This is a genomic window from Spirillospora sp. NPDC047418 (genome assembly GCF_040643275.1).
In the GTDB taxonomy this organism is placed as follows: Bacteria; Actinomycetota; Actinomycetes; order Streptosporangiales; family Streptosporangiaceae; genus Spirillospora.
In genome coordinates this window covers 1-14,440 of the sequence record NZ_JBEYTW010000112.1, presented here as the reverse complement: position 1 = coordinate 14,440, position 14,440 = coordinate 1, and the positions used below count along the sequence as shown (strand labels likewise).

Annotated in this window: 13 protein-coding genes; 6 read left to right on the top strand and 7 right to left on the bottom strand. The window is 72.7% G+C overall.

From position 1 onward, the window contains the following. Window positions 1-25 precede the first annotated feature (25 nt). Both ABZ806_RS39335 and ABZ806_RS39330 read right to left on the bottom strand, forming a co-directional pair. Window positions 26-1,063, bottom strand: coding sequence for an adenylate/guanylate cyclase domain-containing protein (locus tag ABZ806_RS39335; protein WP_500223615.1), 1,038 nt, complete (start codon window positions 1,061-1,063; stop codon window positions 26-28). 123 nt (window positions 1,064-1,186) lie between these two features. After that, entirely contained in the window at window positions 1,187-2,044 is an 858-nt protein-coding gene (locus tag ABZ806_RS39330) for a biotin--[acetyl-CoA-carboxylase] ligase (RefSeq protein ID WP_500223613.1), read from the bottom strand. 81 nt (window positions 2,045-2,125) lie between these two features. On the opposite strand from ABZ806_RS39330, the gene ABZ806_RS39325 reads away from it, so the two are divergent. Beyond that, window positions 2,126-2,899 (top strand): enoyl-CoA hydratase/isomerase family protein, encoded by a 774-nt coding sequence (locus ABZ806_RS39325; RefSeq protein WP_500223611.1) that lies wholly within the window; start codon window positions 2,126-2,128, stop codon window positions 2,897-2,899. An 8-nt stretch (window positions 2,900-2,907) separates the two neighbouring features. Here the strand turns inward: ABZ806_RS39325 and ABZ806_RS39320 are convergent, their stop codons facing one another. The 4 genes from ABZ806_RS39320 to ABZ806_RS39305 all read right to left on the bottom strand — a co-directional run bounded on the left by ABZ806_RS39320 (window position 2,908) and on the right by ABZ806_RS39305 (window position 5,754). Beyond that, window positions 2,908-3,642, bottom strand: coding sequence for a DUF899 family protein (locus tag ABZ806_RS39320; RefSeq protein WP_500223610.1), 735 nt, complete (start codon window positions 3,640-3,642; stop codon window positions 2,908-2,910). An 80-nt stretch (window positions 3,643-3,722) separates the two neighbouring features. Next, on the bottom strand, window positions 3,723-4,940 hold the full coding sequence (locus ABZ806_RS39315) for an RNA polymerase sigma factor (RefSeq protein ID WP_500223608.1): 1,218 nt from the start codon (window positions 4,938-4,940) through the stop codon (window positions 3,723-3,725). Then, the gene (locus ABZ806_RS39310; RefSeq protein WP_500223607.1) at window positions 4,937-5,272 is read right to left on the bottom strand and encodes a YciI family protein; all 336 of its coding nucleotides are present in this window, start codon (window positions 5,270-5,272) and stop codon (window positions 4,937-4,939) included. Before ABZ806_RS39310 ends, ABZ806_RS39315 begins: the two co-directional genes overlap by 4 nt. A gap of 29 nt (window positions 5,273-5,301) precedes the next feature. After that, on the bottom strand, window positions 5,302-5,754 hold the full coding sequence (locus ABZ806_RS39305) for an RICIN domain-containing protein (protein ID WP_500223605.1): 453 nt from the start codon (window positions 5,752-5,754) through the stop codon (window positions 5,302-5,304). Between the two features lie 201 nt (window positions 5,755-5,955). Between ABZ806_RS39305 and ABZ806_RS39300 the strand changes: the two genes are divergently transcribed. Next, window positions 5,956-7,146: a right-handed parallel beta-helix repeat-containing protein gene (locus ABZ806_RS39300; protein WP_500223603.1), complete on the top strand. Its 1,191-nt coding sequence runs from the start codon at window positions 5,956-5,958 to the stop codon at window positions 7,144-7,146. Window positions 7,147-7,188: 42 nt separating this feature from the next. Here ABZ806_RS39300 and ABZ806_RS39295 read toward each other — a convergent pair whose 3' ends face one another. After that, entirely contained in the window at window positions 7,189-9,777 is a 2,589-nt protein-coding gene (locus ABZ806_RS39295) for a phosphoenolpyruvate carboxylase (RefSeq protein ID WP_500223636.1), read from the bottom strand. Between the two features lie 132 nt (window positions 9,778-9,909). Between ABZ806_RS39295 and ABZ806_RS39290 the strand changes: the two genes are divergently transcribed. The 4 genes from ABZ806_RS39290 (at window position 9,910) to ABZ806_RS39275 (ending at window position 14,299) form a co-directional block, all read left to right on the top strand. After that, the gene (locus tag ABZ806_RS39290) at window positions 9,910-11,502 is read left to right on the top strand and encodes an acyl-CoA carboxylase subunit beta (RefSeq protein WP_500223602.1); all 1,593 of its coding nucleotides are present in this window, start codon (window positions 9,910-9,912) and stop codon (window positions 11,500-11,502) included. Between the two features lie 28 nt (window positions 11,503-11,530). Next, the gene (locus ABZ806_RS39285) at window positions 11,531-11,773 is read left to right on the top strand and encodes an acyl-CoA carboxylase subunit epsilon (protein WP_500223600.1); all 243 of its coding nucleotides are present in this window, start codon (window positions 11,531-11,533) and stop codon (window positions 11,771-11,773) included. Between the two features lie 117 nt (window positions 11,774-11,890). Beyond that, window positions 11,891-12,943, top strand: coding sequence for an NYN domain-containing protein (locus ABZ806_RS39280; protein ID WP_500223598.1), 1,053 nt, complete (start codon window positions 11,891-11,893; stop codon window positions 12,941-12,943). A gap of 144 nt (window positions 12,944-13,087) precedes the next feature. Then, window positions 13,088-14,299, top strand: coding sequence for a YncE family protein (locus tag ABZ806_RS39275; protein WP_500223596.1), 1,212 nt, complete (start codon window positions 13,088-13,090; stop codon window positions 14,297-14,299). Window positions 14,300-14,440: the final 141 nt, after the last annotated feature.

Here is a 14,440-nt window from a genome sequence, read left to right as displayed (position 1 = left end):
CGGCTAGTGGGCGGCTACTGGGCGACTACGGCGCGTCCGGCTCCGGCACGTCCGGCTCCGGTGCCGGGCCGGTCCTGCGGCGCAGCACGTACGGCTGGACGATGCCGAGGCCGCGGACCGGGCGCCGCACGATCCGCGTCACCTGGTAGGCCGGGTCGTGCTCCAGCCGCGCGGCCAGCTCGCTGTCGATCACGACGGCACCGGGCCGGGCCAGCGAGGTGAGCCGGGCGGCGAGGTTGACCGTCGTCCCGAACACGTCCCCCATCAGCGGCAGGACGGGGCCGTGGGCGACGCCGACCCGCACGTCCGGGACCTCGGTCTCGTCCTGGATCGCCGCCGCCACCGTCAGCGCTATCTCCGCGCCGACCTCCGGCGTCTCCGCGCTGAACAGCACCTCGTCGCCGAGCGTCTTCACCAGCCGGCCGCCGCAGGAGGCGACGATGTCGGCGGCGGTCTCCTCGAACCACTCCACCACCCGGGCCAGCTCGATCTCCTCCAGCTCCCGGCTGACCTGCGTGAACGACACCATGTCGGCGAAGCCGACGGTGGTCATCGGGCGGCCCGCCGGGTCGCCGTTGTCCCGGGTCGCGGCCGCGGCGAGCGCGCGCGTCCCGGCCGCGGCGAGCTGGCGCCGCCAGGCGTGCACGACCAGCGGCTCGAACTCGCCGATGTGCTTCTCCGCGATGTCCACGACCGTGTCGACCGCCTCGGCGGACGGGGTGTCGTGCGGGTCCGGGGTGAGCATGCTGCGCAGCAGGCTGACCTGCCACTCCGCGAGCCGCGTCATCGTCTGCCCGTAGGCGCGGACGAGGCGTATCACGCCGTCCTCGTCCAGGATCCCGTCGTCGACCAGCTTGCGGAGCCGGTCCAGCGCCGAGACGTCGCCCTCGGTGTAGGCGACCGTGTCGTCCGGCATGGACGGGTAGCCGAACGCCCGCCAGATCCGGCCGGCGAAGTCCCGGGACACCCCGGCCCGCCGGACGGCCTGCACGCGGTTGTACCGCAGCTCGCCGCCGAGCAGGAGTTCCTCGATCTCCTTCGGATCGGGCAATCCGGCCGCCATTCTCCGCCCCTCAGTCCGCCGGCGCCCAGGGCCGGGGCGGCGGCGTCATGACTCGATACAAGGACATATCGTCGCAGATCAGCAATCGAATCAACGTCCGGACCGGGAATCCTCGTTCCCCGTTCACCGGACGTGCACCACGTCTCCGGCGCTGACCGCGCTCTCCCCGGACGGTCCCGCGACCACCAGGCGGCCCGTCCCGTCGATGTCCCGCGCCGTCCCGGTCAGCCGCTGGTCGCCGGGCATCTCCACCCTCACCTCGCGCCCGAGCGTCGTGCACAGGTCCCGGTAGGCGGTACGCAGCCCGCTGGTCTCCGGATCACCCTCCAGCGCCGTCCACTCCAGGTACCAGGTCGCGAACTCGCGCAGGATCGCGCGCAGCAGCGGCGCCCGGTCGCTCAGCGGCGCGCCCTCGATCGCCAGGGACGTCGCCGCCGGCACCGGCAGCTCGTCCTCCCGCAGCCCCACGTTCAGCCCGACGCCGACCACGATGCCGTCCTCGACCTTCTCGACGAGGATCCCGGCGAGCTTCCGGTCGCCGACGAGCACGTCGTTCGGCCATTTGAGCCGCGCGTCGACGGCCACGTCCTCCTTGTCGCCGAGGAACCGGTCCCCCGTCTGCGACCAGGCGGTCATCCTCCGGACCGCCGTGGCGACGGCGACGCCCGTCAGCAGCGACGCCCACCCGAGCCGCTGCACCGGCACCGCGGGCCGCAGCAGCATCGAGAAGGCGAGCCCGGAGCGCGGCGGGGCCGTCCACGTCCGGCCCTGCCGGCCCCGGCCCGCCGTCTGCAGCTCGGTGACCAGCACGGTCCCCTCGGGCGCGCCCTCCTTCGCGCGCGCCGCGAGGTCGGCGTTGGTGGAGCCGGTCTCGTCCACGACCCGGACGTCCCGCCACAGCCCGCCGTCGCGGACGAGCGCCCGCCGCAGCGCCCCCTCGTGCAGCGGCGGCCGGCCGAGATCTCCATAAGCTGAGTCCACCCCTCCATCCAACCCCACCGCGACGCTGATCTTGGGGCCGCCCGTCCAGGAAGGCGCCCGCCGGTCGTTAAGGTGCGCTTTATGGATGGTGTGACGCTGCGGCGCGACGGGAACGTCGCGGAGATCGTGCTGGACCGGCCCGAGGCCCTCAACGCCCTGTCGACGGCGATGGCCAGGCGCCTCGCCGCCGTCTGCGCGGAGGTCGCGGCGGACGCCGCCGTCCGCGCGGTGGTGCTGAGCGCGGCCGGCGAGAAGGCGTTCTGCGTCGGCGCGGACCTCAAGGAGCGCAACGCGATGACCGACGAGGAGATCCTCGCGCAGCGCCCGGTCTTCCGCGCCGCGTTCGGCGGCGTGCTGAACCTCCCGCAGCCGGTGGTCGCGGCCGTGCACGGCTACGCGCTGGGCGGCGGCTGCGAGTTCGCCCTGTCCACGGACCTGATCGTCGCGGACGAGACCGCCGTGTTCGGCCTGCCCGAGGTGAGCGTCGGCCTGGTCCCGGGCGGCGGCGGCACCCAGCTCGCGCTCCGCCGGCTCGGCCCCGGCAAGGCCGCCGACCTGGTCTTCACCGGCCGCCGCCTGAGCGTCGACGAGGCCCTCGCCTACGGCCTGGCCGACCGCCGGGTCCCGGCCGGAACGGCCCGCGCGGAGGCCCTGGCCCTCGCCGCCGTGATCGCGCAGAACTCCCCGGTCGCCGTCCGCGCCGCCAAACGCGCCCTCCGCCAGGGCGCCGGCGTCAGCCTCGACGCGGGCCTCGACCTGGAGGAGAACGCCTGGCGCACCGCCGCCTTCTCGTCCGACCGCCGCGAAGGCATCGCCGCTTTCAACGAGAAGCGCAAGCCCACCTGGCCCTCCTGAACGACGAGTCAGGCGTTGCCGAGGTCGTCGGAGCGGCCTGCGTCCAGGCGGGGCCACTGGGCGGTGGGGCGGCCGCCGGTGCGGAAGAAGCCGGCGTTGACCGAGCCGGCGCGGGGCCAGCCGGCGGGTGAGTCCTCCCAGTCCTCCTGGCGGCCGTAGACGGTCATGTCCATGAGGGAGTAGGCGATGTCCATCGCTTCCACGCCGCGGCCGTTGGTCCAGTAGGTCTCGTAGACGCGGTCGCCTTCGCGCAGGTAGCAGACCAGGTGGAACATGCCGACGCGGCGTCCGGTGAGGAGCGTTTCGACGGAGTCCTGGGCGGAGTACCAGGGCATCGTCCAGCCCATGAAGTCCCGGTAGCGGACGCTCTCCTCGTACGGGCCCTGGCAGAACGTCGCGTAGGTGATGCCGGCGGCGTGCAGGTTGGACAGTTCGCGGACCTGCCCGTTGTAGTACGTGCAGCCCTCGCACTGCTCGGCGGCGGGGCGGCCGGGGTACCACATCATGTAGTAGGCGATCAGCTGGCGGCGGCCCTCGAACGTGTCGAGGAGGGTCACGGGGCCGTCCGGGCCGATCAGCGGGGTGGTGGCGTCCACCTCGACCATCGGCAGCCGGCGGCGGGCCGCGGCGATGGCGTCGCCCTCGCGGGTGTGCGCCTTCTCGCGGACGCGCAGCGCGTCCAGTTCGGCCTGGAAGTCGGCCCGGTCGACCACGTCGGGCATGGGCGTCGTGTGGGTGTTCATGGAGCTTGCCTCCCTCTTCGTGGACTTTCACCCCACCGACGAAGGGCAGTCGCCCGGGATCGACATCGCCGGGCAAATTCTTAGAGCTCGTGAAGGCGCTGCGCCAGGTAGCGGCGTTCGGGTTCGGTGGGCGCCAGGTCGAGGGCCTCCTTGTAGGCGGCCCCGGCTTCGGTGGTGCGGCCTGCGCGGCGGAGGAGGTCGGCGCGGGTGGCGGGTAGCAGGTGGTATCCGGCCAGGCGCCCGGACGCCGCAAGGTCGTCGACCAGGGCCAGGCCGACCGGGATGCCGTCCGTCATCGCCACCGCTACGGCGCGGTTCAGCTCCACGACCGGGGACGGCGTCAGGCGGGCCAGTTCGGCGTACAGGGCCTTGATCTGCGGCCAGTCCGTGCTCGCCGCGTCGGGCGCGGTGGCGTGGCAGGCGGCGATGGCCGCCTGCACCTGGTACGGCCCGGCCTTCCGCGAGGCCAGGGCCCGGTCGAGCGCCGCCACTCCCTCGGCGATCAGCGTCCGGTTCCAGCGGGAGCGGTCCTGGTTCTCCAGGGTCACCAGGACGCCGTCCTCGGTGCGCGTGGCGCGCCTGGCCTCGTGGAGCAGCATGAGGGCGAGCAGGCCGCGGGGCTCGGGTTCGGCCGGCATCAGCCGGACGAGGGTCCGCGCCAGCCGGATCGCCTCGGTCGCCAGGTCCCGCCACGCGTCCTGCTCGTCGTAGCCCTGGTTGAAGATCAGGTAGAGGACGGCCAGGACCGCGGCGAGGCGTTCCGGGAGGAGTTCCGCGGGCGGGACCCGGTACGGGATGCCCGCCTCCTGGATCTTGCGTTTGGCCCGGGTCAGGCGCTGGGCCATGGCCGGCTCGGTGGTCAGGAACGCGCGGGCGATCTCGGTGGTGCGCAGGCCGGTCAGGGTGCGCAGGGTCAGCGCCACGCGGGCCGGGAACGGGAGCGCCGGGTGGCAGCAGGTGAAGATCAGCCGTAGCCGCTCGTCCGGGATGTCCTGCTCGGACGGCTCGTCCGGGTCGCGGGCCAGTACGGCGAGCTGGCGCAGCTTGGCCGTGCCCGTGGCGTCGCGGCGCAGCCGGTCGATCGCGCGGTTGCGGGCGGCGGTCGTGAGCCAGGCCCCGGGACGGTGCGGGACGCCGTCGCGCGGCCAGTTCGCCAGCGCGGTGGCGAAGGCGTCCTGCGCGCAGTCCTCGGCCAGGTCCCAGTCGCCGGTCAGGCCGATCAGGGTCGCGACCACCTGGCCCCATTCGTCCCGGTACGCGACGTCGACCGCCGTCCTGACCTCCTGTGGCGCGGTCATTCCCAGACGGGGCGGACCTCGATGCCGCCCCAGCGCGCGTAGGGATGGCCGGCCGCGATCTGGATCGCCTCGTCCAGGTCCGCGCATTCGACGATCACGACGCCGCCGACGACGTCCTTCGTCTCGGCGTACGGGCCGTCCGACACCAGGGTCTCGCCCTCGCGGACCCGGACCGTGGTCGCGTCCACCACCGGACGCAGCCGTGCGCCGAAACGCATGGCGCCGCGCCGCTCCAGGTCGGCCGCCCAGGCCCGGTGCACCGGGTCCGCCGCGATCTCCTCGTTGGACGGTGACACCGTCTCGTCGTCGCAGATCAGTAGCGCATACTTCATGCGCCCGATTCTGCCCCCGGGCCGGGCGCTCAGTACCAGCGCTGGCCGTCGCTGCCGGTGGCCTCCCACTGGATCACCGGCGCGCCGTTCGCCGTGCTGCTGCTGCCGACCGCCAGGTACTTGCCCGTGCTCACATTCCGGATGAGGCCCGTGGACGGGTCGATGATCCAGCGCTGGGAGTCGGAGTCGAGCTCTTCCCACTGGACGACGGGGATGCCGTTGTCGGGGTTCCCACTGCCGATCGCCAGGCATTTCCCGCTGGCCACGTTGACGATTTTCCGGTCGGCATTGAGGTACCACAACTGACCGTTGCTGCCGGTGTACTCCCACTGAATCGCGGGGGCGCCGTTCGCGGTGCTGCTGTTGCCGATCGCCAGGTACTTGTCGCTGTTCCAGTTGCGGATGCGGTAGTGGCCGGGCGACGGATTGGCGGCCGCCAGGGCGGCGGAGACCGTCGAAGGGGTCGCAATGCGCCGGGCCATTCGTCCCCCAATGGTTCGCCGTAAACCCATCACCTTGGGTGACGGTCGCACGGGAGAACGGCGCCTGTCAAGATCTTGGAGACAGAATCAAGATGACCGGCGAGAGGCCGGCGAGGGGAACGGCGGCTGCTTGACTTTCCGTTCCGGGCGGTGTTCTGATCATGCTGGTTTCGTCCGCGCGGATCGGCGATTGGAGCCTTCGTGACACTGAGCCGCCGTCATATGCTCAAGGCCGGAATAGCGGGCGGCGCGGCCGTGCTCGGAGAGTTCGCCACGGCCGGGCCGGCGTGGGCCGCCTATCCGCGCACCCTGGAACTCAACCCGTATCCGGGTGGCGAGGACAGTGCGGTCCTCGCGTTGCGCCGTGCGCTGGACGACGCCGCGAACGGCATCTGCGGGCTGGCCGGGCGCGACGCCGAGGGCCGGATCATCGTCCGCGCCAAGCCGGGGCACCGGCACACGCTGCGGGCGAACCTGGTCGTCCCGGGGAACACCTGGCTCGACGCCACGGACGCCCGCTTCATCGCGAACTTCGTCTCCTCGGGAACGTCCCACACCATGGTGCTCAACCACGTTCCGAGCGCCACGACGGGCGGCTACGCGGCGCCGGGGAACATCAAGATCACGGGCGGCTCGTGGGATCCGACCTGGTACTACCTGCAGGGTGTGACCGGCGGCGACTTCGACACCGCCGCGCCCGCGCCGGCGATGAACGTCATCACGATGGAGCACACGTCCAATGTCGAACTGGACGGCGTCACCATCTACAACGTGAAGTGGTGGCACGCGATCGAACTGAACGCCGTGCGCACCGCGACCGTGAAGAACTGCAACCTGTACGGGTGGGTCGCGGCTCCCGACGTGGGCCTCTGGCACGGAGAGGCGGTCCAACTCGATCTGGCCGGCAGCGGCAACACATGGGCGGGCGCCAAGGACAACACCCCCTGCACGGACATCCACATCACGGGCAACAAATGCGCTCCGTCGGGTTCCAAACCGGGCTGGGGGGCGCTGATCGGTTCGCACACCGCCGTTCCCAATGTGCGCCATTCCGACGTCCTGATCGAGACCAACACGGTGACCGGCTCGCGGTGGGACGCGATCACTCCGTTCAACACGGAGCATCTCACCATTCGCAACAATACGATCACCGACTGCCATGGCGGTATTTACGTGCGCGGCGCGAACTCCGGCGTGAATCCGCTCACCACCGTGGAGATCACCGGCAACTCGGTCGGGCCTCTCAACGGAACCGGAAGGTGGGGTGTCGGCGTCACCGCCTATACGCAGGACGCGCCCATCGGCGACATCCTGGTATCGGGGAACACCGCCCCCTCCTTCAACTACATCAATCCCCAGTGGCTGACCTTCCGGCAGCCTCCGCAGACCTGAGGCCGCCGGCCGGCCGCCGGCCGGTCGCCGGCCGGTCGCCGGTCAGCCGGTGTTCTGGAGGCCGGCGGCCACGCCGTTCACGGAGAGCAGGAGCAGGTCTTCCAGGTGGGTCCGCTCCGCTTCGTTCTCCACGCCCGCGCGGAGGGCCTTCAGGGCCCGTAGTTGCAGGTGGGACAGGGCGTCCACATACGGGTTGCGGAGTTCGACCGCGCGGGAGAGGACGCGGCGGTTCTCCAGGAGCCGGTCGTGGCCCGTCACCGCCAGGACGAGGCGGCGGGTGCGGTCGTACTCGGCCAGGACGGCCTCGGAGAGCTCCGGGCGCTCGCCCAGCGCCAGGTACCGCTCGGCGATCGCGCGGTCGGACTTGGCGAGGCTCATCTCCGCGTTGTCGAGCAGGGTGTTGAACAGCGGCCACGCCTCGTACGCCTCGCGCAGCTCGGTCAGCTCGCGGCCGTCGGCGGAGACGGCGGCGAGGCCGCTGCCGAGGCCGTACCAGCCGGGGAGGTTGACGCGGGTCTGCGTCCAGGCGAACACCCAGGGGATGGCGCGCAGGTCCTCCAGGCCGCGGGCGGCCTTGCGGCGCGCCGGACGGGAGCCGATCCGCAGTTCGGAGATCTCCTCGAGCGGGCTGACCCGGGCGAACCAGACGGCGAAGTCGTCGGTCTCGATGAGCGCGCGGAACGCCGACTTCGCCGCGTCGCTGATCTTGTCGGCGAGCGGGCGGAAGCGGGCGGCGGCCGCGCGGGCGCGCTCCTGCACGGGGTCGGTCGAGGCGAGCAGGACCGCGCTGGTGACCTGCTCGACGTGCCGGCGCGCGATCTCGCGGTGGCCGTAGCGGGCGAAGATGACCTCGCCCTGCTCGGTGACCTTGAAGCGGCCCGCGACCGAGCCGGGCGCCTGGGCGAGGATGGCGCGGTTGGCGGGGCCGCCGCCGCGGCCGAGGGAGCCGCCGCGCCCGTGGAACAGCGTCAGCCTGATGTCGTGGCGGGCCGCCCACGCGGTGAGGGCCTCCTGCGTGTCGTACAGGCGGAGGGTCGCGCTCGTCGGGCCGAGCTGCTTGGCGGAGTCGCTGTAGCCGAGCATGACCTCCATCCGGCGGCCGGTCTCGTCCAGGCGGCGCCGCACGGCGGGGATCTCCAGCATCCCGTCCAGGACGGCCGGGGCGTGCTCCAGGTCCTCGCCGGTCTCGAACAGCGGGATCGCGTCCAGCACCGGCGCGCCGTCGCCGAGGAACGCGGCGAGGGCGTGCACGTTCGCCATGTCCTCGGCGGAGCGGGTGAAGGAGACGATGTAGCGGTGGCAGGCGCGGACGCCGAAGCGCCCCTGGATCCAGGCCACCACCCGGAGGGTCTCCAGGATCTCCTCGGTCATCTCCGAGCGCGGGCCGCCCGCGCGGACCTCCGCCAGGGCCTTGTCGTGCAGCTCGGAGTGCTGCCGGATCTCCAGCTCGGCGAGGTGGAAGCCGAACGTCTCGACCTGCCAGATCAGCTGCTGGACGCGGCCGTACGCCTGCCGGGCGGCGCCCGCCGCGGCGAGCGAGTCCTGGACGGCGCGCAGGTCGGCGAGCAGCTCGTCCGGGGACGCGTAGGCCAGGTCGGCGTCGCGTTCGCGGGTCGCGGCGATGCGGGCGGCGGCGTACAGCAGCAGCTGGCGGTGCGGCTCGCCGGGCGACCGCTTGCCGATCTCGCCGATCAGCCGCGGCTGCGCGGTGCGGGCGGCGGCGACGGCGTTCAGCAGGGCCGGCCCGGCGGGCGTGGTGATCTCGTGGACGGTCAGCTCGCGGCCGATCCGCGCGCACGCCGCCTCCAGGGCGCGCAGCACGTGCTCCGCCTGGATCATGACGGCGTCCCGGGTGACCTGCGCGGTGACGTAGGGGTTGCCGTCGCGGTCGCCGCCGATCCAGCTGCCGAACCGCAGGTAGGGGCGGGCCTTCGGCGGACGGGTCCCGGTGTCGGCGCCGTCGAGCGCGCGGTCCAGGGAGCGGTAGATGTGCGGGACGACCCGGAAGATCGTCTCGTCGAACGCGGCCATCGCCGTGCGGACCTCGTCCAGCGGGTCGAGCTGGGTGTGCCGGCGCAGCGCCGTCCGCCACAGCAGGTCGATCTCCTCGCGCAGGCTCCGCTCGGTCTCCTCCCGCTCGGACGCGCCGGGCGCCTCGTTCAGCCGCGTGAGCAGGTCGCTGATCCGCTGGATCGCGGTGACGACGGCGCGGCGGCGCGCCTCGGTCGGGTGCGCGGTGAAGACGGGGCGGAACTCCAGGCCCTCGACGATCCCGTCGAGGCGGCCGTCGCCGGCCGCCTCGATCTGCTCGATCGCGGCGGCGACGGAGCCGGGGACGGTGTCGCCGGTGTCGCGCTCGCGCAGCGTCCGGATGCGGTGGTGCTCCTCGGCGAGGTTGGTCAGGTGGAAGTAGACGGTGAACGCGCGGGCGACCTGCCCGGCGCGCTCCAGCGTCCAGCCGTCGACGAGCGCGGCGACCTCCTCGATGCCCGTCTCGCCGCGGCGCGCCGCGATCACCGCGTGGCGGAGCCGCTCGACATCGTCCAGGAGCTCTGTGCCGCCGTACTCCACGAGCCCGTCGCCGAGCATGGCGCCCAGCAGCCGGACGTCGCGGCGCAGCGGTTCGGGCATGTCCTGCCGAAAGGTGTCTCGCGTCTTCGTAGCCACCCGACAAGCCTAACGAGCGGGATACGGACGGGACTCGTCCCGGTCACCGGCACCCGGCCGCATGCGCGGAATCAGCGTGCGGTTACCCTGACCGGCATGGCGATGGAAGCCCCTGAACCGCCCGTGGACTTCGACATCCACACCACGGCGGGAAAGATTGCGGACCTGGAGCGGCGCCGGTATGAGGCGGTGAACGCCGGTTCGGCCCGTGCCGTCGAGAAGCAGCACGCCAAGGGCAAGATGACGGCCCGGGAGCGGATCGACGCGCTGCTCGACCCCGGCTCGTTCGTCGAGTTCGACGAGATGGCGCGGCACCGCTCGACCAACTTCGGGATGGAGAGGAACCGGCCCTACGGCGACGGCGTCGTCACCGGGTACGGCACCGTGGACGGGCGTCCCGTCGCGATCTTCAGCCAGGACTTCACGGTCTCCGGGGGCTCCCTCGGCGAGGTGTTCGGCGAGAAGATCGTCAAGGTCATGGACCACGCGGTCAAGACCGGCTGCCCGGTGATCGGCATCAACGACTCCGGCGGCGCGCGGATCCAGGAGGGCGTGGTCGCGCTCGGCCTGTACGCGGAGATCTTCAAGCGGAACGTGCACGCGTCCGGCGTGATCCCGCAGATCTCGCTGGTCATGGGGCCGTGCGCGGGCGGCGCGGTGTACTCGCCGGCGATCACCGACTTCATCGTCATGGTGGACCAGACGTCCCACATGTTCATCACCGGGCCAGACGTCATCAAGACGGTCACCGGCGAAGAGGTGACGATGGAGGAGCTGGGCGGGGCGCACTCGCACAACTCCAAGTCCGGCGTGGCCCACTACCAGGGGTCGGACGAGGACGACGCGATCGAGTACGTCAAGGCGCTGCTGTCGTACCTGCCGTCCAACAACCTGTCGGACGCGCCCGCGTTCGACGTGCCGGTCGACGTGACCGAGCTGGACGAGGAGCTCGACACCCTCGTCCCCGACTCGCCGAACCAGCCGTACGACATGCACACCGCGATCGAGGGCGTGCTGGACGACGGCGAGTTCCTGGAGGTCCAGGAGCTGTTCGCGCCCAACATCATCATCGGGTTCGGGCGGGTCGAGGGCCGCTCGGTCGGCATCGTCGCGAACCAGCCGATGCAGTTCGCCGGGACGCTCGACATCGACGCGTCCGAGAAGGCCGCCCGGTTCGTGCGGACCTGCGACGCGTTCAACATCCCGGTGCTGACGTTCGTGGACGTCCCCGGCTTCCTCCCCGGCACCGACCAGGAGTGGAACGGCATCATCCGGCGCGGCGCGAAGCTGCTGTTCGCCTACGCCGAGGCCACCGTCCCGCTGGTGACGATCATCACGCGGAAGGCGTACGGCGGCGCGTACGACGTCATGGGGTCCAAGCACCTCGGCGCCGACATCAACCTGGCGTGGCCGACCGCGCAGATCGCGGTGATGGGCGCGCAGGGCGCGGTGAACATCCTGTACCGGCGCGACCTCGCCGCCGCGGACGACGCGGACGCACGCCGCGCCCAGCTGATCACCGAGTACGAGGACACGCTCGCCAACCCCTATGTCGCGGCCGAGCGCGGCTACATCGACAACGTGATCAAGCCGTCGGAGACGCGCGGGCAGGTCGTCCGGGCGCTGCGCGCGCTGCGCGAGAAGCGCACGACGCTGCCGCCGAAGAAGCACGGGAACATCCCACTGTGATGCGGACACTCCCGGAAGGTCAGGTTTCGTGAGCGCCGAGCAGCAGCCGTTCCTGCAGATCGTCCGGGGCGACCCCGGGCCGGCGGAGATCGCGGCGCTCGTCGCCGTGCTCACCGCCCGCGCCCGGGCCGCCGCCGCGGCCCGCGACGGCGCGGGACCGGAGCGTCCGTCCCGGTGGGCGGACCGTTCCCGGCTCGTCCGCAACACGTTCGCGGGCGACCTCGGACCGCGCGGACCGGGCGCCTGGCGGGCCAGCGGCCTGCCCCGCTGACCCGTCCCGCCCGGCCGCGGGCCCGCCATCCGCGCGGGCCCCGGCGGGCCGTCAGAAGCGACATGTAACCGTGGTTCGAGCCCAGCACGGGCCTTCGCACGAATAAGGTGGAAGGCCATGGCCACCTCGGAGTACGTTGCCCAGCCCGCGCGCTACGCGATTTTCGTCGACGCGGGGTACCTCTACGCGGCCTCCGGTGCGCTGCTGCTCGGCTGCGGGTCCCGGCGCGAGTACCGGGTCGCCGCGGAGAAGCTGATCAAGGCCCTGACCGACCACGCCGACGAGCAGCGGCGCGGCGAGCTGCTGCGGGTGTACTGGTTCGACGCGGCGCCGAAGAAGCAGCCGACGGTCGACCAGCGCGTGATCGCCAACCTGCCGCTGGTGAAGCTGCGGCTCGGCAACCTGAACGCGCAGGGGCAGCAGAAGGGCGTGGACGCGCAGCTGCGCGCCGACCTGGAGGCCCTGGCCCGGCACCGCGCGATCACCGACGCGGTGCTGCTGGCCGGCGACGAGGACATGCTGCCCGCCGTGGAGGCCGCGCAGCGCTACGGCGTCCGCGTGCACCTGTGGGGCGTCGAGCCGACGCACGGCTCCAACCAGGCCGAATGGCTGGTGTGGGAGTCCGACACCGTCGAGGTGCTGCCCGCCGAGTTCCTCCGCCCGTACTTCACCAAGGCCAAGGTGCTGCCGGTGCCCGCACCGGGCAGCACCGCCGCCATCAAGGACGCCGCGGCCGCCGCGCAGCGCGCGAACCCCGTCCCGTCGCCGTCGCAGGTGTTCGCGGGCAAGCCGCCGGCGGTCAAGCCGGTGCCCGCCGCCGTCCGTCCGGGCGTGCCGGTGCCGGGCGGCGCGACGCCCGCCACGGTCGCCGCGTCGCTGAACTCCACCCTGCAGGCCGACGGCAAGCTCGGCCCCGACCGCGATCACATGCTGGAGATAGGCGAGCACGTCGCGCAGAAGTGGATCTTCGAGCGGGGCCGGGACAACATCCGCGACCTGCTGCCCGGCCCGATCCTGCCGCCGGTCATCGACAAGGAACTGCTGATCGAGGCCGAGAAGGAGCTGGGCTCCTCGCTGCGCCCCTACCAGGAGGCGCGCACCTGGCTGCGGGACGGCTTCTGGGAGCGCGTCTACCGCGAGTTCGGCATCGGCATCGGCAAGTCCGACTGACCGGCGGGGTGGGGACTCGTTCCCCCGCCATGACCGAGCCGGCCGGGGTCCCCTCCCCCGACTCGCGAACACGTTTCGCGATTGTCCGGGCACTGCGCGTCGTCTCCCGGTAAGGTCCCCGCCGTGACTGGGGGGTGACCGTGCGTGGGATCTGATCGGCGACGACCACGGCCCGCCGCGGTCCTGTCCGCCGCGGCGCTGGTGCTGAGCTGCGGTGTCCTGTCCGGGTGCGAGTCGCCCGTCGCGTTCCACCGCCCCGGGGAGGGGTCCCCGGACGACCCGGTGGTGGGGCTGGGCGCGCCCGCCCCGTACCTGAGCCCGCAGCCGGGCGGGACGGCGGCGAAGGACCCGCCCGCAGCCCCGCCGGTCGCGCCCGCCGGCGGGCGCGTCTACGCCGCCACCGGCCCGGGGATGATCGCGCCGAACGCGCGCGGGGTGCCGCCGCGGATCTACGTCGCGAACGGCCGGGCCATCGACGTCGTCGACCCCGGCACGGCCCGAATCGCGGGACGGTTCCGCACCGGGGCGTCCGCGTCCCGGGTGGTGCCGTCGTGGGATCTGCGGCGGCTGTGGGCCATCGACCGCGCGCACGGCCTGCTCGTCCCGGTCGGGCCGCGCAGCGGGCGGCGCGGGCGTCCGGTCAAGGTCACCGGAGCGGCCGGGCTCTACTTCACACCGGACGGGCGGGACGCGCTCGTGCCAGCGCGGCGTCCGCGGCGCGTCGACGTCCGCGACCCGCGCACGATGAGGCTGCGGGAGTCGGTGCCGATGCCGTGCTCGGCGGGCCACGCCGACTTCTCGGCCGGAGGCGCGTCGCTGGTGGCGACGTGCACGGCCGCCGGGACCCTGGCCCGCATCGACCTCGCCGACCGCCGGGTCACGGGGACGATCCGGCTGCCGGACGGGGCACGCCCCGGCGACCTGCGGCTCTCCCCCGACGGCGCCGTGTTCTATGTCGCGGACGCGGCCAAGGGCGGCGTGTGGCTGATCGACGCCCGCATGTTCGCCCTGCGGGGGTTCGTGCCGACGTCGCCCGGCGCCCGCGGCCTGGCGATCAGCCGGAACGCGCGGCGCCTGTTCGTCGTCGGCGGCGGCCGGCTCACCGCCGTCGACTTCCGGACGCGGCGGGTCGTGTCCGGCTGGCCGCTGCCCGGCGGCGGCTCCCCGGTACCGGGAGGCGTGTCATCGGACGGAACGGCCCTATGGCTGGCCGACCGCGCCGGCCTCGTCTACGCCGTCTCCACCCGGACGGGAAGGGTCATAAAGAAGCTCTGGGTAGGCGGACGCCCGACGGCCCTATGCGTCCACCCGCAACCAGGCCGCTACTCCCTGGGCGGCACCGGCCTCTACCGCTAACCCACCCCACCACCCCACCCCGCAGCGAGTTGTTGATCTGCGGCGTGTTGTTGTTATGGGGCCTCCGGGTCGAGGACGCAGTCGGCCTGGCACCAGTCCTTCCACGCGCGGGCGAGGGCGCGCAGCGCGGTGGTCTTGCCG

Bases quoted from the DNA above. Each gene is read 5' to 3' on its own strand.
- ABZ806_RS39290 (WP_500223602.1), top strand. From the start codon at position 9,910: ATGGCGATGGAAGCCCCTGAACCGCCCGTGGACTTCGACATCCACACC.
- ABZ806_RS39280 (WP_500223598.1), top strand. From the start codon at position 11,891: ATGGCCACCTCGGAGTACGTTGCCCAGCCCGCGCGCTACGCGATTTTC.
- ABZ806_RS39315 (WP_500223608.1), bottom strand. From the start codon at position 4,940: ATGACCGCGCCACAGGAGGTCAGGACGGCGGTCGACGTCGCGTACCGG.
- ABZ806_RS39305 (WP_500223605.1), bottom strand. From the start codon at position 5,754: ATGGCCCGGCGCATTGCGACCCCTTCGACGGTCTCCGCCGCCCTGGCG.
- ABZ806_RS39320 (WP_500223610.1), bottom strand. From the start codon at position 3,642: ATGAACACCCACACGACGCCCATGCCCGACGTGGTCGACCGGGCCGAC.
- ABZ806_RS39310 (WP_500223607.1), bottom strand. From the start codon at position 5,272: ATGAAGTATGCGCTACTGATCTGCGACGACGAGACGGTGTCACCGTCC.
- ABZ806_RS39295 (WP_500223636.1), bottom strand. From the start codon at position 9,777: ATGCCCGAACCGCTGCGCCGCGACGTCCGGCTGCTGGGCGCCATGCTC.
- ABZ806_RS39335 (WP_500223615.1), bottom strand. From the start codon at position 1,063: ATGGCGGCCGGATTGCCCGATCCGAAGGAGATCGAGGAACTCCTGCTC.
- ABZ806_RS39325 (WP_500223611.1), top strand. From the start codon at position 2,126: ATGGATGGTGTGACGCTGCGGCGCGACGGGAACGTCGCGGAGATCGTG.